This is a genomic window from Sphingomonas sp. Leaf242 (assembly GCF_001422045.1).
Taxonomy (GTDB): Bacteria; Pseudomonadota; Alphaproteobacteria; order Sphingomonadales; family Sphingomonadaceae; genus Sphingomonas.
The window spans coordinates 37356-57208 of sequence record NZ_LMLW01000012.1; the positions used below are offsets into that span (position 1 = coordinate 37356).

Here is a 19853-nt window from a genome sequence, read left to right on the forward strand (position 1 = left end):
TCCGGGTGTGAGTTTGGCGGCATGAGGATCGCGCTGCCACCGACGATCGACGCCACGGCGTTCGCGGCGCGCGATCCGTCGGCGGTAGTGCTCGATCTGCACGGCGCGACCATGGGGACGTCGTGGAGCATGCGCTTCGCTGCGCCCGCCGGCACCGACCCGTCGCCGATCCGCGCAGCGATCGTCGCGCGGCTGGCCAGGCTCGTCGCCGAGATGAGCCACTGGGCACCGGATTCGCTGCTGTCCCGCTTCAACCGGTCGGCGCCCGGCACCTGGACGACGCTCCCGTCCGACTTCGCGCATGTCATGACGCGCGGCTTGGCGATCGCCGAGCTGACCGGCGGCGCGTTCGATCCGACGATCGGCAAGCTCGTCGATGCCTGGGGTTTCGGCTCCGTCCCCGTCGCCTGCCCCCCAAGCACACCCGAAATCGAGAGGGCCCGCGCGACATCGGGCTGGCGTCGGCTGTCGTTCGCCCCCGACGGCGCGCATCTTCGTCAGCCCGGCGGCACCGCGCTCGACCTGTCGGGAATCGCCAAGGGCCACGCGGTCGACGCCGTCGCCGACCTGCTGCACGATGTCGGCATCCCGAACGCACTGGTCGAGATCGGCGGCGAACTCGTCGGTCGTGGTATCAAGCCGGACGGTGATCCCTGGTGGGTCGACCTCGAAAGTCCGCCTGGAATGGCGCTCCCCTCATTGCGCTTTGCGCTGCACGGGATGGCAGTAGCGACCTCCGGCGACTACTGCCGCGGCGCGCACACGCTCGATCCACGCACCGGACGTCCGATCGAAACGCACGTCGTCTCCGCCAGCGCGGTCCACCAGACCGCGCTCGACGCCGACGCCTGGGCGACCGCGTTGACCGTGCTCGGCCCGGACGGCCTTAACCTTGCGGACGACCAAAGGATCGCCGCTCGGCTCGTCACGGAGATCGGCGGCACCGTACGAGAATACCTCACTCCCGGTCTATCCGCGATGCTGATCGACTGATCGCCGCCACTCGATACATCCGACCGAACAGGTGGCATCCTAAACCCGGCAAGATCTTGTTTCCCCGCGAAGGCGGGGACCCAGACTGGACTCCCGCCTTCGCGGGAGAACAAGGAGGCGTAAGATGACGTCGGATACAGCCCGATCAAATCGGGTCCGTTCCCAACCCCTTGCAGCGGACCAAGGCCAAGACGCTGCAGAACCGGGTGATGTCGATCACCGACGAGAATTAGCAGCACGCTGTAATCCTCCGCCAGGGGGAGGATACGGAGACAGCGACGTCGCCTCAGATTGCCTCGAACGCCAGCGTCACGGTGAAGCTCGAGTACGCATCCGCCGCGCCCGGCGTAGCTGCGCGGTGCCGCACCAGGATCAGATACCGCCCGGCATCGGACGGGATCAGCGTCACCTTCCCGGCCTTGTCGCTGTTCACCACCGCGACCTGCTTGCGGCCGTCATAGAACCCCGCCTCGCGGAACAGCGTCACGGGTTCGCCGGCGAGCGGCTTGCCCTCGTACAGGATTTCGAACGCGGCCGCCGCACCCGGCGCGTAGCTGCTCGGATCGCCGAGCGGGTGGATTTCCAGCGCCTTGCCGCGCGCCGCGAGAGCACCCGACGCGCCCGGCCTGCCCCGCACCACATACGCGTCGGCCAGCGTCGTGCTGCGCACGTCGACCAATGTCGCGCCGGGCGGTGGCGATTTGCCTTCGCGGACGATCGTCCAGGTATCGCCGGTCCGGTACATCTTGCTCAACCGCCCTATCCGCTGCCCGGACGAAAGCCGGTACACACCGTCCGCCGGTAGCACAGCCTCGACGATCGCCTGGTCGGTGGTCAGCGTCGGCGTGGCTAGCTTGACGGTCTTTCCGTCGGGGCCGGTGATCTCGAACGGTGCATCCTTCATCGCGATCTCGGGCCGGAATGCGTCCTCGGTGAACGACGCCTGGAACGTGACGCGATCACGCCCTGCCGCGTCGAACACGCTCGGCAGCACATACGGCATGTGCGCCGCCGAAGGCCCCGACACGAGGGCAAGCACGGTGGCTATGGCGGGGGCGAGCGCCCCGGTCGCTCGCGCCGTGCGCCAATTTCCCCTGATCTTCGTCATCGCGATGCTCCTTTTCGATGCCACTTGATAACGAGAATGATTCGCACTAGCAAGCTTTCAGACTGTGGGGATAACGAACATGACATTGATCAAATTGCTGGCCGGCATCTCGCCGGTCGCGCTGATGATCGGCACCGCCGGCCTTGCCCATGCAGAGCCCATTCTGGCGGAAGCGGCGCGCGCTTCGGCGACCGACATGTCGGCCACGACCGCGCCAGCCGCCGATCCGGAGGGTCAGGACAAGACGATCACCGTCACCGCGACGCGTACTGAAAAGGCGGTCGAGGACGTTCCCGCGACCGTGTCGGTGATCGACGCGAAGACGATCCAGGATCGCTTCATCTCCGACATCAAAGATCTGGTGCGCTACGAGCCGGGCGTCACCGTCCGCCGCGCGCCGTCGCGCTTCACCGCCGCCGGATCCTCGACCGGACGCGACCGCGACAGTGGGTTCAACATCCGCGGACTCGAAGGCAACCGCGTCCTCATCACCGTCGATGGCGTCCGCGTCCCGGACGCGTTCAGCTTCGGCGCGCAATCGGTCGGCCGCGGCGATTACGTCGATCTCGACCTGCTCAAATCGGTCGAGATCCTGCGCGGCCCCGCCTCCGCGCTCTATGGCAGCGACGGTGTCGCGGGCGCGGTCAGTTTCATCACCAAGGACCCGCGCGATTTCCTCGCCGATGGCAAGCTCGTGGGCGGCGGGCTTCGCTCCAGCTACGATTCCTCGGACGACAGCTGGACCAACGGCTTCGTCGTTGCCGGCAAGACGGGAGATATCGAGGCGATGGTCGCCTATACCCGTCGCGACGGACACGAGACCGAGACCAAGGGCAGCAACGACAGCGCGACCACCGATCGCACGACGGCGAACCCGCAGGACATCGAGTCCAACGCGCTGCTCGGCCGCCTCGTCTGGGCGCCGAACGATGCCAACCGGTTGCGGCTGACCTATGAGCATTTCTCGTCCGTGGTCGACACCGACGTCCTCAGCGCGATCGCCAAGCCCCCGCTCGCGGCGACATCGGTGATCGGCCTCAGCGCGCACGACACGACCGAGCGCAATCGCGGTACGCTCGACTATCGCTATATCGGCGACGGGATCGTCAGCGGTATCCGCGCGGCGGGCTATTACCAGAAGAGCCTCACGCTTCAGGCTGCGGCGGAGGACCGCAACACCGCCGCCGACCGCACGCGCATCAACCGCTTCGACAACGAAGTGTACGGCGGCACGCTGCAACTCGAGAGCCGCGCCGCGACCGGGGCGTTGACGCACCTGTTCGCCTATGGCGCCGACTACTCGCACACCCGCCAGACGGGTGTGCGAGACGGCACCGTCGCGCCTGCGGGCGAGGTCTATCCGACCCGCGCCTTCCCGACTACCGACTACACGCTGGTCGGCGTGTTCGCGCAGGACGAGATTGCCATCGCAGACGGGCTACTGACGCTGTTCCCGTCGATCCGCTACGATCACTACAAGCTTAACCCGCAGAACGATCCGCTGTTCACCACCTTCGTCCCGCGCGAGCAGAGCGGATCGAAGGTGACGCCGCGGATCGGTGCGGTCGCCAAGCTGACCGAGGGCGTCCGGCTGTTCGCCAACTACGCGCAAGGCTTCAAGCCGCCCGAGCCGAACCAGATCAACAACGGCTTCGCCAATATCACGCAGAATTACCGCTCGGTTCCCAATCCCGATCTGAAGCCCGAGACGAGCAGCAGCGTCGAGGGCGGCATCCGCTTGAGCGGTACCGGCTGGTCGCTGAGCGGAACCGCGTTCAGCAGCCGCTTCCGCAACTTCATCGACCAGGTTCAGGTGAGTGGCGCTTTCACTGCGGCCGACCCGGCGGTGTACCAGTACATCAATCGTGGCCGCGTCAAGATCGAGGGCCTCGAAGCACGTGGCGAGGCACGCCTGCCGATCGGCGTCGGCGTCCGCGCCGCTGCGTCCTACGCCAAGGGCACGATGCGGACGCCCGGTGTCGCCGGCACGCAGCCGCTCGACAGCATCGAACCCGTCAAGCTCGTCGCAGGCATCTTTTACCAGCCCGATGCCGGGCCGTTTCGCGCCGAGGTCATCGCGACGCATTCGGCGGGCAAGAAGGTTGGCGATACCAACAACAGCTGCAACACCGCAGCCACCAGTTGCTTCACGCCATCGGGGTTCTGGATCCTCGACGCCACCGCGTCGCTGCGCGTGATGGATCATGCGACGCTGCGCGCGGGGATCTTCAACATCACCGACAAGAAGTATTTCTGGTGGAGCGACGTCCGCGGACTGACCTCGACCTCGGTCGTGCGCGACGCCTATTCGCAACCCGGCCGCAACGCCGGGCTCTCCTTCTCGCTCAATCTGTGAGGCTTTTGATGTTCCGCTCCCTTCTTCTCGCGACCGGGCTGACGCTGGCTGCGCTCCCCCTCGCGCCGACGATCGCGTCGGCGCAAACGCAGGCCGTCTATGGCGACCAGGCCCGCGATCACGCATCGATCCTGGCGATGGCCGGCACCTTCAAAGTGACGTTCGACATGCGAGAGACGACGCCGCTGGTCGCGGGCTACAAGCCCTACCCCGCCAAGCTCAGCGGCGGGCACGAGGTCGTCCGCGCGATCGTCGATACGCCCGACCACGTCGTCCTCCAGCATCTGCTGGTCGTCACGGACGGCAACGCCAAGACGATGGTGATCAAGCACTGGCGGCAGGACTGGACGTGGCAGCCCGAGAGCGTGCTCGTCTATACCGCGGCAGGCCGCTGGACCCTGCGTCCGCTCGCCGAGGCGGAACGACGTGGCGCATGGTCGCAGACGGTGTGGCAGACCGACGATTCCCCGCGATACGGCGGGATCGGTCGCTGGCGCTACGACGACGGCGCCTCTCGCTGGACCAGCGACGAGACGCGCCGGCCGCTCGCGCGCCGCGATGCGACCCGGAATCCGCCTTATGACCATTACGTCGGCAGCAATCGCCACGTGCTCACCCCCGCCGGCTGGGTCCACGAACAGGACAACGCCAAGATCGGCCTCAAGGACGGCAGACCCGCCACGTACGTCCACGAATACGTCATCAACACCTACACCCCCGCGACCGACTTCGCGGTAGCGGCTGCGGACGCGTATTGGGCGAAGACGAAGGACTATTGGGCCGCGGTCCGCACCGACTGGGACCGCGCGATCGCGAAAGGCTCAGGCCTGCGGGTTGCGGAAGATGCGTCGAATGGGTCGACCACCGGCCACCAGTTGATGTTACTCGCCGACGATATCGCGGCGCGTGAAACCGATCAGAAGTCGGGAGAGGCCGAAGCCGCCAATCTGATCCGGCGCGAGAGCGGGACATCATGAATGTCTCGCGTCGATCTGGCCGGTTCCCGCAATCTGATCGACAAAGCGACATTCGGGCCGGGCCCGCCTCTCACCGAAGCCAGCCGTTCATTCGTGTTCCGATTGCGCGATCGAGCCCACTTTTCCGGCGCGGAGATCGCCGCCCCGCGTTGAAATTGGACCTCGGGCAAGCGTCCGGGCCGGTGATCAGCAAGAACTTCTGAGCGTGTACGCAGCGTATACCGGACGGCGATCCGCCGGAGCATGGCTGCACCGCGATCGTCTATAAACTCCGGCAGTGCCTATCGTTGGCCATGATCGAGGGGTGCAGGCCGAAGTCGCTCGAGCAGATAGCGGCTTGGTGGCTTGCCGACCATCTTTCGAAACATGGTCACGAAGCTGCTGGCGCTTTCATAGCCTAGATCCATTGCGACGGCCTGGACCGTCTGACCGGCACTCAGATGCCGCAAGGCAAGGACGATATGCAACTGTCGCCGCCAGCGGCCGAAACTCATGCCTACCTCTTCCGCCAGCATACGGCTCAGACTGCGCTCGCTGAGTGCGATCCGCGAGGCCCATTGTGCGACGGAGGCATGATCCGCCGGCGCCGCGATCAACAGATCGGTGAGTTTCCTCAGGCGCGGATCGCTGGGAATCGGGAGGCGGAGGTCCTCGACCGGGGCGGCAGCCCATCGAGAATAACCGACACGATCCGGCCGTCTGGACCATCGACATCATAGCGCTCGGCCAGTTCATTCGCCCGCATCAGCAAATGACGCAGCAACGGCGATACGGTGATCGTGCAGCATTTGCTCGGCAGGGCCAGAGCGGCAGGTGGCTCGATGAAAAGGGATATGCACTCCACTTCGCCCGAGCCGAAAGCAGTGTGGGGCAGCCCGCCGGGAATCCACACGGCGCATTGTGGTGGCACGATCCAGACGGCGTCTTCCACCTCGCAATTGATGACGCCCCTAACAGTCAGGAGCAGCTGCGCTTTCTGATGCTGGTGCCGGGACGATTGCTCAAGGGCATCGAGACTGGTGACGGTGTTGGCCGCGACAAGGGCCCGAGGAACCTGATCGACATAGGAAAGCCAGTCACTGCGGACATCGATATGCATCAAGAGACTCGGCAATCTGAGGGTTCGGCCGGATCGAAACATATCATGGCCGGATTGCGCAATGACGCCATCTGTTAATCGCCATATGCCGTTCGAACGGACGGGAGAAGCGGCGATCACGATCGCGCTCCTCTTCGAGAAGGGCAACATTCAGCAGCCCACCAAATGCCTCCGGATGGGAATGTCGACGTGATCAGAAAGCAGCCAGTTGAACTCGCACTTGCGTGGCTCGTCCCGGCGGTCGGCGCCGCACTCTTCGTCACGATCCAATGCTTCTCCTACCTGAACGGCTATGTCGGCAGCGGCGGAACGATGAAGGCCATCACGTTCGGCCCCACCGCATTGTGGGCAGTATCCATTTTCTACGGTGCCTGGGTCGTCCCTCCAGTGCTGGCGCTTGCCGGAAAGCGCGGAACCGACTGGGCGATGCTCGTCATCGGTGGTGGTGTTTCCGCCATGAGTACGCTTGGCGGCGTATCGGATGGCCTCCGCGACGGCGGCCATCTCGTTGCCTTGGAACTGCTCGCCGTCACGCTCCCCGCCGCAGTCGCGCTGGTCATGTCGTGGCGGCACATCCGCCTACATTGAAAGCATTGCAAGGAGACGAAACATGCCTTTCGACAGCACGAAATTCCCGCTCGTCTGGATAAGTTACGACGAAGGCCCCGATCACGACCACGACAAGGACTTCGAGGCGTTCGAGGCGAATCTGAAGCGCGGCACGCCGTTCGTGATCCTGACCGACTCGGCTCCAAACGAGGAGCATGAACATAGTCAGGAAGAGAAGAAACGCACCTCGCTGTGGATGAAGAAGCACAAGGCGGAGCTTCGTTCGCTCGTGCTGGCGATGATCGTGATCGAGCCCAGTGCCATCAAGCGATTGGCCTTCAAACCCTTCGGCGTGGCCTTCGCCAAGTTCTGGGGCTATCCTTTGAAGCTGGTGTCGTCACACGAGGAAGCATCCCAGGTCGCTGCGGAAATGATTTCAGAGCGCGGCGGGTCGGCAGCAGCCTGAGCATCGACTAAATCGACGACGCTGGTACGACGCGATCCCATGGCGTGGTTCGTCGGTGGCTTCGAGGTCGATGACATCGATGCCTGCCGCACGGTTCTCGACGATTTAGCGCTCCATGGTTTCGAGCTGATCACGCGCGAACCCGATGACGGTCATATCACCCGTATCGAGCAAGGCCTGCCCGCGCTCGCAGCGGAATGCACATTCGCTCTGGCCGGCAAAGCCAGCACCGTGCAGCGCTTGCGGCACAGGCTCGCCTCCCTGGGCGTGCCTTCGAACAGGATCGTCGCGCGAAATTACTGGACGCCGGACAAGGCCGGCCTCGACTGAATACGCCTTCTCCGTCGATCACGCTGACGGTCGATCACGCTGACGACTGGTGCGACACCAACCCAAGCGTCCGGTTATGGCGGACGCACCCTGCCCTACGGCTTACGGCCGGCCCCAGTCCGCGTAGCCTTTCGCACGGTCGACTCAGATCGGCACGTCCTGTCGATCGACACTGGTGAAGCCATAGGTCCTGTACCGGCTCTCCACCTTGCGGCCGGCAATCGTGATTTCGGTATAGCCCTCCGGTGTGCCGAGAAACGATCCGTGCCAGTCGGCGCCGGCAACCGCGCCGGTCGTGATGAACGAGATCCCGTCGAGCTCGATCCGCTCGCAGACATGACTATGTGCCTGGAGCACCGCCAATACATCATAGTCGCGCATGATGCGCAGCACTTCCCGGCCGTTGACGACGAACGTCCAGTTGTGCGGGGTGTCGAGCCAGGATTCGGGCTCGTAGCATCGCATCGCGGTGACGAGCGGGATGTGCGTTACCACGATCATCCGCGTGCCTTTGGGTTGCGCGGCGAGATCGGCGCGCAGCCATGCCAACTGAGGGGCGTCGACGCGGCCTTCGTAATTGCGGTCGGCGGTCAGGCCGATCGAGTCCAGCACGACGAAATGCACGCCCTTGTGATCGAACGCGTAATAGCGCGGCCCGAACCGATCGATGTAGAATTGCTTGCCGTAATCGGGCGCCGACGGATCGACACCGCTCTTGGGGAAGACACCCAAGCAGTCGTGGTTGCCGATGACGTGATGCACGGGCTTGCGCAGATGCGCGCGTTCGGTGCGCTGATAGATATCCATCAGCAGCGTTGCACGCTCCCGCCCGGTTTTGAGCGCATCCTCGACATGGTCGCCGCCCTGGATCACGAAATCGACGGGCGACGCGGAGATCTGTTCGAAGCACCGCGCGCAGGCGCGATCCGCGCCCAGTTCCGGCCGGATGTGACAATCGCCCACGAACGCGAAGCTGAAGCTGTCGCCGCCGCCGCGTACCGGCTCGGTCGCTGCGGCCCGCGCTGCCAAGGGGACGAGCGGCGCGCCAAGCGCGAGCTTCAGGAGATTGCGGCGTTCCATGGGGCACCTGTCGACAGGAGGAAGAGGGGGAATTCCCGATACGCGGCGACGTTCAAAAGTGGACGCGAACGGTGCCGAACACTTGGCGCGGGGCGGCGGTTTGCAGCGTCGTGTAGGTGCCGTTCGGATCCGAGGTGACGAAGCCGGCGGTCCCGGTCGAGGCGATGTATTTCTTGTCGAACACGTTCGTCAGGTTGAATTGGACGTCGAACATGCGGCTGAACCGATAGCCTGCCGAAAGGTTGACGTTGACCGCGCCGGGCAGCTTTGCGTCATTGAGATAGCTGTAATAGCGGGCGCTGCGATAATGCGCGCTGACCCCGCCCCAGATCGTGCCGTCGTCGTAGTTGAGCTCGGCAGTGCCGACATTTTTGGGTGAAGCCACGACCTGCTTGCCCTTGGTGGCGACCACCGCGCCGCCTAGCGGCTGGACATCGTCGTCATAGGTCGCGTCGTTATAGGCGTAGCTGCCGTAGAGCGACCAGCCGCGCGCGAACTTCCAGTTGGCGGCCGCTTCAGCGCCCCTCGACGAGACGCCGCCGACGTTCTGGAGCACGTTCTGGTTGCCGACGATGGTCGCGCTGATTGACGAGGCGAGCAGGCGGTTGGAGAACTTCACGTAATAGCCGGTCAGTGAGAGCTGCAGGTCGCGATCGTGGAAACGATAACCGGCCTCTAACGTGTTGGTCATCTCGGGCTTCAGGTCGCTTCGGATGAAATCGAACCCGGCCTGCGAACTGCTTGAGAACGGGCCGCTCGAGGTCGACGCGACGAACGCCGCCATGTTGCGGGTATAATCCGCGAACAGCTCGTTGTTGCCGTCCAGCGTATACAGCGCGCCGACGGTGGGCAGGAACCAGTTCTTCGCCTGGATCGAGCCGTTGATCGGCTTGGTGCTGACGACGCTGTGCGCGCGGTTGGTCGAGACCACGCCCTTCACGCCCGCGTTGAGCCGCAGCGCGTCGGTCGCCTGCCACGTGTCGCTGATGTCGAGCTGGACGGTGTTCGTGACGTATTCGTTGTAGAAATTGGTCTTGAACGGATTGGTGTAGAATTGCTGGAACTCGCTCGGCGCGACGCCCTTTTGCAGGCCGTAGAGATACGAACCCTGATCGAAGGCATTGCGCTCGTACCAGATGCCCCCCTCGATCTTGTGATCGCCGGCGGCGAATTTGAGCCGCGAGATCACGCCTTTCCGATTGATCGCGTAGCGGAGCGCGGACACCGAGACGGGCGAGCCGCCGAACGCGGCGGGTGTCGGGTCATAGGGGCTCGCATAGGTGCCGATACCCTTGTCGAGATGGATGTAGCCGGTCGTGAAACCGCTCAGCTGGGCCCCGAGCGCATAGTCGAGCTTCTCGTACGCCAGCAGATCGCGCCGCACGCCGCCGCCCTGGTAGATCGTGTCGTCGGCGGCCGCGAACGGGGCCGGCGGGGTGCCGCCATTCTGGACGATCGTGGCGAGCTGCTCGGCCAGTGCGAAATCGCGAATGTTGTCGAACTTGTAGCCATAGGTCCGGAGGCGGGCGAGCGAGACGTCGTTGTAATCGTCCTCGCGCCGGTCGATCAGGTTGAGGAACGTGGTCGACTTGACCGCGTCGCCGAGCGGCTGGACGTATTTCGCATTGATCTGGTCCTGTACCTGCTTGCCCCAGCCACGCCATTTGCCCTGACGGTCATGCGCGTAGGACACCGCCAGCCGCCCGCCCCAGGGCAGCTCGCCGCTGTTGACGCGAGCAAACGAGCGCCACGAATTGGCGCTGCCGTAGCTTTGCTCGAGATCGATGCCGAGTTTGTCGGTGGGGTCGATCGAGGTGAAATCGACGGTGCCGCCGATGTTGCTGGTCGAGGCTGTGCCAAGCGCGCCGCTGCCTTGCGAGAGCGTCGCGGCGCCGTTGTTCTCGCTGAGCAGCGCACGGTTGATCGAAAGGCCGTTGTTGTTGCGGTACTGCATGTTGCCGAGCGGCACGCCGTCGAGCGTGAAGCCCATCTGGTCGGTGAGGAAGCCGCGGATCGAGAGCTGGGTCGCCGCCTCATACGTGCCGTGCGCGTCGGACGAGTCGAAGTTCACACCGGGCAACCTGCCGAGCGAGCGCAACGGCGACGAGCCGCCGGTCAGCTTCGCCATCGCCTTGGCCGAAACCGTCTGGACCTGGCGGGACTGACCTTGGCCGAGCACGACGATATCCTGCCCGGGCGCACTGGTGATCGCAGCATCGGTGGAGTCCCGCGGCGTTTCGACCGGGGTGACCTTCAGCGATATCATCGAGGGGGTTTCCTCGGCGATCGTCAGCCCCTGCCCCGCGATCAGACGGCGCAGCGCCTCGCCGCGCGTAAACCGACCGCGCAGCGCTGCCGCACGCCGATTGGCGACGGCATCGTAGGGAAAGCTGACATGCACGCCGGCCTGCCGGGCGAACGCGTTGAGCGCGGTCGCGGTGTCGGAGGCCTTGATGTCGAACGCGACGCTTGCCGCCTGCGTTTGCGCACTGGCGGCAACGGGAATCGCCACCACCGCCATGATGGCCGTCGTCGTCAGAAACTTGAACATGAAATCCCCGCATCGCACCGTGTGTCGGAGCAGGGATGGATGAGCGCGGACAAACCGCCATCGACCGCGACAATAAACTTTACGCGCGGGTCAGGACTATCCCTCCGGCCCGGCCTGCGGTCGCGCGGATGCCGAACGAACTACGCAGCGCGCGCAGGAATTCTGCCGGCCTGGTGGTCGCGAAACTGCCGCCCACCCGGAGGCGCGACAACGCGGGGTCGCCGATCACGATCTTGTTCGGCAGGTACCGGTTCATTTCCGCGACCGCATAGTCGAGGCTTTCGCCGTTGAGCACCAGCGTGTCGTGCTGCCACGCGGTGACCCCGCCGATATCCTCACGCGCCTGGACACTGACCTGCCCCGCCGTGACGAGCGCGACTTCGCCCGAACCGATGCGCAGCGTCGATCCATCGGCAATACCGCCCGCCAGCACCGCCAGCTCGCACCCCGCACCGCGCAGCCGGACGTTGTACGCACCGGGATCGAGCTGGAACTGCCCCCCCGGCGTCAGCAACTGCAGGCGGTGGTCGGCTGCCAGCCGCAGTGCGATCTCACCGCGATCGAGCCAGAGCCGTGCAGGCGTTCCGTCGCGCCAGTAGACGCGGCTATCGGTGTTCAGGTCGAGCGAGATGCCGGGCGTCACCGCGACCGCCATCCGCTGACCGACCCGCGTCTCCGCCATGTCGCGCGCCGCAGCGCGGTAGGCGATGCCCCCGCCGACCGCCGCGACACCGACGATCGAGCTGGCAGCACGCAGGAGCTGGCGCCGGTTCGGCCGCGCGACGGTTTTCGGCAGGGGCTGCGCTTCAGGCGAAGCCCTCGTCTCGCCCCGTGTGCCGCGCAGGCCATCGAGATCGCGCCACGTCCCGGCGACCTCCGCAAAAGCCACGGCATGGCGGATATCGGCGTCGCGCCACGCCTCGAATGCCGCGAAATCCGCCGATCCCGCGTCGAGCGCGGCCAGCCAGCCGGCAGCCTCGTCGGTCAGGTCGGCATGACGCTGCGGAATGTCGGAACGGCCTGGCACGCTTCCTCCGCCTGCGCTTCTCTATCGCGCCGGGCTCTCGTGATGAGCGCCAGCCCCTTAGCGATATGCTTTTCCACGGTCGAGACCGATATGCAAAGCGCTTCGGCGATGTCACCCGGCGGCATCCCCTCGACCTTCCGCATGCGCAGGACGCGCGAGCATTGCGCGGGCAGCGCGTCGATCAGGTCGAGCAGGCGTTGCAACTCGGATCGTCCCGACGCGACGGCAAACGCATCGGGTGCCGGGTCCGCGACTCCCAGGAGATCGAGCGAAGCGAACGCGTCGATCCGCACCACGTTCGCCCGTCGCAACCGTTCGAGCGCAAGATTATGCACGATCGTCAGGACGAAGCCGCGCGGCGTGACGATCGCGCGATAATCCGGCGTCTTCAGTATCCGCGCATAGGCATCCTGGACCAGATCCTCGGCGTTGTCGCGGCCGCACAGATACGCCGCCTTCGCGCGATAGGCCGCCGCATGCGGCAGCACCTCGGCGAGAAACCAGCGATCGATGTCACGCAGCCAGCTCAACACATGCTCCAGAAGCCATGTTGCGCCGCCTAGCCCGGTATTCTTACACGACGGGGACAGCGTCGTTGCACCATGGCATTCGAACATAGCCCTCTGCTGATGCCGTGCGGCTGTACGCTCGCCCCCGTTAAACGCCCGATACCCGGCCATTCGAGCACCCTTCGCCGCTCCCCAGCTTCAGCCGTTTGTGCATTTGGGTGGACGAAAGCTTTCAGCGGCCGGATCAACGACCTGACGGGCTTAAAACGAGGAAATACCCCGTCTGTTCAATGGCTCGAAGCGTTCGAGAACACGTTCATGACAATGACGCCGGCAATGATCAGGCCCATGCCAAATACAGCAGCAGCATCGAGCTTTTGACCCTGGAATGCCCATGCAGCCGCCGAAATCAGGACGATGCCGGCACCTGACCAGATAGCGTATGCAATGCCTGTCGGTATCGTTCGAAGGGTCAGCGACAGGCAGTAGAAGGCAATACCGTAGCCGATGACGGTGACAACCGTCCAAGGCATGCGGGTAAAACCATTCGACTGCTTCATTGCCGTCGTGGCACAAACCTCGGAGACGATCGCGATCGCTAGCATGAGATAGTTCATGCACGATCCGCTAGCACACCGAATGCGGCCAATCCCCAATCGATCTCCAGCTCGGTTCCTCCAGCGGTACGAGCCGAACGTAGGAATTAGACCTGCCTACGCGCCTGTTATGGTTGACAGGCCTACATGAAATTTCTGTCATTTTGGGTTTACGCGCCCCCGCCAGCCGGGTTAGGGACGCGCTTCGCAAGGGTGGCAAGGTGATGATGCGGAAGGCTATTTTTCTTTCCGTGGGCGCGTGCCTTCCGCTGTTGGCGGCGTGCAACCGGCACCAGTCGACGCTCGCGCCGTTCGGCGAGGAGGCGGACAAGGTCCTCTCGATCACCATCGTTCTGGTCATCGGCGCGATCATTCTCGCTGGCGGGCTCGCGTTGCTGATGCGCCACGCGATGCGCGCGCCAGAAGGTCGGCTGACGCACAAGGGCGGGATGAAGCTGGTGCTGTGGCTCGGCGGCATCGGGCCTTCGATCCTGCTGCTGGGCCTGCTGCTTTACGCCCTTCCTGCGATGCGGCCGCGCGAGGTGGCCAACGGCGACCTGCGCATGCGGGTCGAGGGCGAGCAATTTTGGTGGCGCGTCCGCTATGCGCCGCCGGGCGGTTCGGTGGTCGAGACCGCGAACGAACTTCGCCTCCCCGTCGGTCGCACGGTCGAACTGTCGCTGCGCAGCCCCGACGTCATCCACAGCTTCTGGGTGCCGGGACTCGCCGGCAAGATGGACATGATCCCCGGCCGCACCAACCGCCTAGTCGTCCGCGCAACCAAGGCGGGGACGTACCGCGGCGTCTGCGCGGAGTTCTGTGGGCTCGGCCACGCGCTGATGGCGTTCGACGTGATCGCGATGGAGCCCGCTGCATTCGAGCGCTGGCTCGCCGAGCAGCGCAAGCCCGCTGTCGTAACCGCCTCGCCGGGCGCACGTCTGTTCGCGAGTTACGGTTGTAGCGGTTGCCACAGCGTCCGCGGCGTCGGTCCGGTCGCAAAGATCGGCCCCGACCTGACGCACTTCGGCTCGCGCCCGACGCTCGCCGCGGGCGTGCTGCCGATGACCCACGCCAATATCGCCGGCTTCGTCCGCGACCCGGGCAAGACCAAGCCCGGCGTGCGGATGCCCGCTTTCCCGCAGATGTCGGCCGCCGAAGCCGACCAGATCGCAAGCTACCTTCAGGGGCTCAAATGACCACCGAGAGCACCCAATATATCGCGCCCGACCAGAACGATCCCGCGGTCCGCAAGGGCCAAGAGGATCGGCTGCGCGAAGTGTGGAAGCCGCCCTCGGGCTGGTTCTTCCGCTGGACCGACGTCAACAACAACCGGATCGGCGTGTGGTACACGCTGACCGCGTTCGGCTTCATGCTGTTCGCGGGCGTGCTGGCGCTGATCATGCGCACGCAACTCGCGGTACCGAACAACGACCTCGTCACGGCGAACACGTTCAACCAGCTGTTCACGCTGCACGGTTCGATGATGATGTTCCTGTTCGCGGTGCCGATGTTCGAGGCGGTGTCGATCATCCTGTTGCCGCAGCTGCTCGGCGCGCGCGACCTGCCGTTTCCGCGGCTGTCGGGATTCGGATATTGGAGCTTCCTGATCGGCGGCGTGTTCGTGTCGGGCTCGATCTTCTTCGACGCGGCGCCCGATGGCGGCTGGTTCATGTACCCGCCGCTGACGACGCGGACCGATTTGAGCGGACTCGGCGCCGACATATGGATGCTGGGGCTGAGCTTCATTGAGGTGTCGTCGGTGGCGGCGGCGGTAGAGCTGATCGTCGGCGTGCTGAAATGCCGCCCGCCCGGCATGCGGCTTAACCTCATGCCGCTCTATGCCTGGTACATCCTGGTCGTCGCGGTGATGATCCTGTTCGCGTTCCCGCCGCTGATCGCGGGCGACGTGCTGTTTGAGATGGAGCGGCTGCTGAACTGGCCGTTCTTCAACGCGGAGAAGGGCGGCGATCCGCTCCTCTGGCAGCACCTGTTCTGGATCTTCGGCCACCCGGAAGTCTACATCGTCTTCCTGCCGTCGATCGCGCTGTTCGCGATGCTGATCCCGACGTTCGCGCAACGCCATCTGCTCGGCTATCCGTGGATCGTGCTGGCCGCGGTCGGGACGGCGTTCCTGAGCTTCGGGCTGTGGGTCCACCACATGTTCACGACCGGGCTCCCAAAGATCAGCCTCGCCTTCTTCGCGGCGGCGTCGGAAGCGGTGGCGATTCCGACCGGCGTCCAGATCTTCGTGTTCATCGCGACGCTCTGGGCGGGCAACGTCAAGAAATCGACGCCGCTTCTGTACGCGAGCGGGAGCCTCGCGGTGTTCGTGATCGGCGGGCTGACCGGCGTGATGGTCGCGGTCGCGCCGTTCGACTGGCAGGCGCACGACACCTATTTCATCGTCGCGCATCTCCACTACGTGCTGATCGGTGGCACGCTGCTGCCGCTGTTCGCGGGGCTCTATTATTACTGGCCGTTGGTGACGGGCAAGAAGCTGAGTGACAAGCTCGGGCGGATCGCGTTCTGGATCATGTTCGTGGGCATGAACCTGACGTTCTTCCCGATGCACCTGTCGGGCCTGCTCGGGATGCCGCGGCGCGTGTTCACCTATCCGGAGGAACTCGGCATCGGCGGACTCAACCTCGCCTCGACCGCAGGGTCGTACATGTTTGCGCTTGGCGTGCTGATCGTCTGCATCGACCTCGCTTTGTCGCCGCGTCGCCCGAAGGCGCCGCGCAACCCGTGGAACGCCGGCACGCTCGAATGGCTCGCGCTGCCCGACGACGAGGATTGGGGTATCCGCTCGGTGCCGCTGATCGAGAGCCGCTATCCGATCTGGGACCAGAAGAACTTCGTCCAGAAGGTCGACGAGGGGCGCTTCTTCCTGCCCGACGCGGAGGAGATGCGGCGCGAGTCGATCATCACGACCGTGCTCGACGCGCGTCCGGTGCAGGTGATCCGCCTCGGTACGCCGAGCGTGAAGCCGATGATGACCGCGGTCGCGCTCGCGGGCGTATTCATCCTGACGACCTACCACCTCTACATCTGGTCGGCGGTCAGCGGCGTGGCGACGCTCGCCTGCGTGCTGTGGTGGCTGTGGACCGGCACCGCCGAGATCCCCGAAAAGCCGACCAAGCATATCGGCCACGGGATCGAAGTGCCGCTCTATACGTCGGGGCCATCGGCGCCGGGCTGGTGGGCGATGTTCATCACGATGATGGCGGACGCCACCGCGTTCTCCGGCCTCGTGTTCGGCTATTTCTTCTTCTGGACGATCCACAACGACTTCCCGCCGAGCGGAGGCGGGCTGAACGGACCGGGCGTGTTCTGGCCGATGGTCGCGCTGGCGCTGACGCTGACCGGCTGGGCCGCGACCGTCGGTGCGCGCGAGGTGCATCGTCGCGGCAACGTCGGTGCCGGCCGTGCGCTACTGGTGGTCGGGATCGTCGCGACGCTGGCGAGCCTCTTCGCCGGGCTTGCCGGGCCGTGGTATTCGGGGCTCGATCCCGAACTCCACGTCTATCCCGCGATCGTCTGGACGCTGGCGATCTGGACCGCGGTCCACGCCGCGATCGGGGTGATCATGCAGGCCTACACGCTCGCGCGCAGCCTCGCAGGCAAGATTACGCCGGTCTATGACGCCGACCTGCGCAACATCACCGTGTACCATCACTTCCTCGCGCTGACGGGCATCGTGACGTTCTGCACGATCGGCCTGTTCCCGGGTGTCGCATGAAGAAACATTGGGTCCGCGACCTGAAGGTGACGCTGTGGACGCTGATCGTCCCGCCGACGATCTGGGCCGTGCATTTCCTGTTCTGTTACCTGTGGGTGGCAGTGACCTGCGCGAAATCCTCGACCCCGGGGACGGCGTTGACCGGCTTCCCGCTGGCGACGCTGATCGCGACGATCGTCGCGCTGCTGGGGATCGTCGCGGCGGGCTATATCGCGCGCGTCCAGTCGGAGACACCGGGCGATCCGGCACCGCACGAACAGGGCACCGCGATCGACCGCCTCCGCTTCCTCGCGCTGTCGACGCGGTTGCTGGCAGGGTTGAGCTTCGTCGCGGTGATCTTCACGGCCTTGCCCGTCATCATGTTCGGCGATTGCCGATGAGACGCGCGAGCCTCGCACTGGGCGCCGTGCTAGTCCCGCTCGGCTGGGCCTTCGCCGCAGCACCGCTAGGGATGGTCGGCCACATGGCGGGTCACATGATAGCGGTCGCCGTCGCCGCGCCGTTCCTCGCCTACGGGGTCGCCGGGAGCCGCTTCGACCCAGCCGAACGCTGGCCCGCAGTCGTCACCCCGCTCGCAATGTCGCTCGTCGAACTCGTTATCGTCTGGCTCTGGCACCTCCCCGCGCTGAGGCTCCGCGTCGACATGCAGCCGCTCGCGCTGCTCATCGAACAAGCGAGCTTCCTCATCGCCGGCGTCCTTCTCTGGAGCGCGGTGCTTGGCACACGCATCGGCGGCGCAACCGACCGCCGCGCCTCGGGCGTTGCGGCGTTACTACTCACCTCGATGCACATGACATTGCTCGGCGCGCTGATCGGCCTCGCGCCGCGCCCCCTTTACACAATGATGGCGATGCACCCGGCAGCACACGGCTTCGACGCACTCGAAGACCAGCAAATCGGCGGCGTCGTCATGCTGATGGTCGGCGCGGCGAGCTATTTCATCGGCGGGCTCGCGATGCTCGGCGGACTGTTGAAGACACGGAGCGCGACCGCATGACGATCCGGATTACCTGGGCGCGCGCCGCCGCCGCCATTGTCGGACTGGCATTGGCCGGGCTGTTGTTTGCCTGGTCCGGCGTGTTCAACATCGCCGCATCGTCGGGCCATTGGAAGATCACCGACTGGTTCCTCCACTGGACGATGCGCAACTCGGTCCGCACCTACGCTGCCTTCACAGCGCCCGACGATCCCAAGGCGAACGAGGGGCTCATCAGCGCCGCCGGCCTGTTCAAGGCTAGCTGTGCCTCGTGCCACGGCGCGCCTGGCGTCCGCCCGCTCCCCGTCATGCAGGCCGCGACGCCGCCCGCCCCGAACCTGTCGATCAACGCACGCGAGTGGACCGACAAGCAGATCTTCTGGATCCTCAAGCACGGCGTCAAATACACCGGCATGCCCGGCTGGGCCGCCAAGGACCGCGACGACGAAGTCCGCCGCATGGTCGCCTTCGTCCGCCTGCTGCCGGAGATGTCGCCCGCGACCTATCGCTCGCTGACCGAAGTGCCGGGCGTCACCGATGCCAAGATCGCCACCTGCGCAGGCTGTCACGGTGCCGACGGCCGGGGGCTCGGCCAGCCCGACATGCCCGTGCTCGGCGGCCAGAGTCCCGCGTATCTCCGCGCGGCGCTGGAGGCCTATGCGACTGGAAAGCGGCAGAGCGCGGTGATGGCGAACGCCGCTGCGACGCTGACGCCGGAAGAAATGAGCCGGCTGGCCAACCACTTCGCCGCCATGCCGGGTATCGGCGGCGTCACACCGTTGGGATCTACCGCGGCTCACAGGATCGATCGCGAGGGTTTGCCGAAGGTCCAGCTTCCCGCCTGCGCGAGCTGCCACGCTCCCGGCAAGCCCTACCCCGTACTCGCCGGCCAGCGCGCTAGCTACATCGCGCAACGCCTCCGCAACTGGCGCGGCGACGAGACGGTGGTGGATGCGCGGAAGTCGCAATCGACGATGCCGGTCATCGCCCGCCGCATTCCCGAGGACATGATCGACCCGCTCGCGCGGTATTTTGCGGGTCGCTGAATTACCGCAGAGGCGATTCCGTCGCCTCTTGCACGCAAGGCTTTTGCCTCGTGCCCACGGGTGCCCGCGATCATAGTTTCAGCGCTCGATCCTTAGCGGCAGTCTCAATGCGGCCCCACTTCCAGACATTCGGGGCGGCAGCACCCTTCCCACCTCTGGACGTTCATTCAGCCTTAGCATGAATAGCTCTTGCCCTCCCGTTTGGGAGGCAACGGTGTACTATGCCTGATCCGAGATAGGCTGTGAGCTTTGTGGTACCCGGGCAGACGTTGGTGGTGCGCACCGACGTCTCGCCCATATCTCTTCTGGCGGCGGTGCCCCCCTTATCGTCGCCGGCTGATCTACTACTTCCGCGCACCGAGACCCACTCGCAGACACTTAAACCGCCCTTCCCTGCATCCCACCTTCGGCAACTCGTTCATCCAGTTGGGCGGCAGCGCGCGGCAGCCGA

The 19853-nt window shown here is 65.2% G+C and carries 20 protein-coding genes; 12 read left to right on the plus strand and 8 right to left on the minus strand.

What is annotated here, in order from left to right:
* The first annotated feature begins 21 nt into the window (after window positions 1–21).
* A complete protein-coding gene (locus tag ASF09_RS17560) occupies window positions 22–993 on the plus strand; it encodes an FAD:protein FMN transferase (protein ID WP_235529879.1) in 972 nt (323 codons plus the stop codon).
* A gap of 286 nt (window positions 994–1279) precedes the next feature.
* Here the strand turns inward: ASF09_RS17560 and ASF09_RS17565 are convergent, their stop codons facing one another.
* On the minus strand, window positions 1280–2101 hold the full coding sequence (locus ASF09_RS17565; RefSeq protein WP_082444425.1) for a DUF4198 domain-containing protein: 822 nt from the start codon (window positions 2099–2101) through the stop codon (window positions 1280–1282).
* Window positions 2102–2180: 79 nt separating this feature from the next.
* Between ASF09_RS17565 and ASF09_RS17570 the strand changes: the two genes are divergently transcribed.
* Genes ASF09_RS17570 through ASF09_RS20465 form a run of 3 tightly spaced genes read left to right on the plus strand, consistent with a single transcriptional unit; the run spans window position 2181 to window position 5587 of the window.
* Window positions 2181–4457, plus strand: coding sequence for a TonB-dependent hemoglobin/transferrin/lactoferrin family receptor (locus ASF09_RS17570; RefSeq protein WP_235529880.1), 2277 nt, complete (start codon window positions 2181–2183; stop codon window positions 4455–4457).
* An 8-nt stretch (window positions 4458–4465) separates the two neighbouring features.
* Window positions 4466–5434 carry a DUF6607 family protein gene (locus ASF09_RS17575; protein ID WP_060527392.1) on the plus strand — a complete coding sequence of 323 codons (969 nt, stop codon included), beginning with the start codon at window positions 4466–4468 and terminating at the stop codon, window positions 5432–5434.
* Window positions 5435–5587 carry a hypothetical protein gene (locus ASF09_RS20465; protein WP_156359418.1) on the plus strand — a complete coding sequence of 51 codons (153 nt, stop codon included), beginning with the start codon at window positions 5435–5437 and terminating at the stop codon, window positions 5585–5587. It begins immediately after the preceding gene.
* Between the two features lie 128 nt (window positions 5588–5715).
* Here the strand turns inward: ASF09_RS20465 and ASF09_RS20760 are convergent, their stop codons facing one another.
* On the minus strand, window positions 5716–6030 hold the full coding sequence (locus ASF09_RS20760) for a helix-turn-helix domain-containing protein (RefSeq protein WP_200912589.1): 315 nt from the start codon (window positions 6028–6030) through the stop codon (window positions 5716–5718).
* 17 nt (window positions 6031–6047) lie between these two features.
* Window positions 6048–6653: an AraC family ligand binding domain-containing protein gene (locus ASF09_RS20765; protein ID WP_200912590.1), complete on the minus strand. Its 606-nt coding sequence runs from the start codon at window positions 6651–6653 to the stop codon at window positions 6048–6050.
* Window positions 6654–6722: 69 nt separating this feature from the next.
* Between ASF09_RS20765 and ASF09_RS17585 the strand changes: the two genes are divergently transcribed.
* Genes ASF09_RS17585 through ASF09_RS17595 form a run of 3 tightly spaced genes read left to right on the plus strand, consistent with a single transcriptional unit; the run spans window position 6723 to window position 7878 of the window.
* Window positions 6723–7121: a hypothetical protein gene (locus tag ASF09_RS17585; protein ID WP_060527393.1), complete on the plus strand. Its 399-nt coding sequence runs from the start codon at window positions 6723–6725 to the stop codon at window positions 7119–7121.
* A gap of 22 nt (window positions 7122–7143) precedes the next feature.
* Complete coding sequence (locus ASF09_RS17590) at window positions 7144–7548, plus strand: hypothetical protein (RefSeq protein ID WP_060527394.1); 405 nt, start codon at window positions 7144–7146, stop codon at window positions 7546–7548.
* A 39-nt stretch (window positions 7549–7587) separates the two neighbouring features.
* Complete coding sequence (locus tag ASF09_RS17595) at window positions 7588–7878, plus strand: hypothetical protein (RefSeq protein WP_060527395.1); 291 nt, start codon at window positions 7588–7590, stop codon at window positions 7876–7878.
* 144 nt (window positions 7879–8022) lie between these two features.
* Here the strand turns inward: ASF09_RS17595 and ASF09_RS17600 are convergent, their stop codons facing one another.
* The 5 genes from ASF09_RS17600 to ASF09_RS17620 all read right to left on the minus strand — a co-directional run bounded on the left by ASF09_RS17600 (window position 8023) and on the right by ASF09_RS17620 (window position 13662).
* Complete coding sequence (locus tag ASF09_RS17600) at window positions 8023–8958, minus strand: metallophosphoesterase family protein (RefSeq protein ID WP_060527396.1); 936 nt, start codon at window positions 8956–8958, stop codon at window positions 8023–8025.
* Window positions 8959–9010: 52 nt separating this feature from the next.
* Window positions 9011–11509, minus strand: a complete 2499-nt coding sequence (locus ASF09_RS17605; RefSeq protein ID WP_060527397.1) for a TonB-dependent receptor domain-containing protein — start codon at window positions 11507–11509, stop codon at window positions 9011–9013.
* 79 nt (window positions 11510–11588) lie between these two features.
* The gene (locus ASF09_RS17610; protein WP_060527398.1) at window positions 11589–12536 is read right to left on the minus strand and encodes a FecR family protein; all 948 of its coding nucleotides are present in this window, start codon (window positions 12534–12536) and stop codon (window positions 11589–11591) included.
* Window positions 12494–13066 (minus strand): RNA polymerase sigma factor, encoded by a 573-nt coding sequence (locus tag ASF09_RS17615; RefSeq protein WP_060527530.1) that lies wholly within the window; start codon window positions 13064–13066, stop codon window positions 12494–12496. Before ASF09_RS17615 ends, ASF09_RS17610 begins: the two co-directional genes overlap by 43 nt.
* A gap of 266 nt (window positions 13067–13332) precedes the next feature.
* Window positions 13333–13662, minus strand: coding sequence for a DMT family transporter (locus ASF09_RS17620; protein ID WP_060527399.1), 330 nt, complete (start codon window positions 13660–13662; stop codon window positions 13333–13335).
* A 206-nt stretch (window positions 13663–13868) separates the two neighbouring features.
* On the opposite strand from ASF09_RS17620, the gene ASF09_RS17625 reads away from it, so the two are divergent.
* Genes ASF09_RS17625 through ASF09_RS17645 form a run of 5 tightly spaced genes read left to right on the plus strand, consistent with a single transcriptional unit; the run spans window position 13869 to window position 19402 of the window.
* Complete coding sequence (locus ASF09_RS17625) at window positions 13869–14837, plus strand: cytochrome c oxidase subunit II (protein ID WP_060527531.1); 969 nt, start codon at window positions 13869–13871, stop codon at window positions 14835–14837.
* Entirely contained in the window at window positions 14834–17380 is a 2547-nt protein-coding gene (gene ctaD, locus ASF09_RS17630) for a cytochrome c oxidase subunit I (protein ID WP_060527400.1), read from the plus strand. Before ASF09_RS17625 ends, ctaD begins: the two co-directional genes overlap by 4 nt.
* Window positions 17377–17760, plus strand: a complete 384-nt coding sequence (locus ASF09_RS17635) for a hypothetical protein (RefSeq protein WP_060527401.1) — start codon at window positions 17377–17379, stop codon at window positions 17758–17760. Before ctaD ends, ASF09_RS17635 begins: the two co-directional genes overlap by 4 nt.
* Window positions 17757–18377, plus strand: coding sequence for a cytochrome c oxidase assembly protein (locus tag ASF09_RS17640; protein WP_060527402.1), 621 nt, complete (start codon window positions 17757–17759; stop codon window positions 18375–18377). Before ASF09_RS17635 ends, ASF09_RS17640 begins: the two co-directional genes overlap by 4 nt.
* Window positions 18374–19402, plus strand: coding sequence for a c-type cytochrome (locus tag ASF09_RS17645; RefSeq protein WP_060527403.1), 1029 nt, complete (start codon window positions 18374–18376; stop codon window positions 19400–19402). Before ASF09_RS17640 ends, ASF09_RS17645 begins: the two co-directional genes overlap by 4 nt.
* Window positions 19403–19853: the final 451 nt, after the last annotated feature.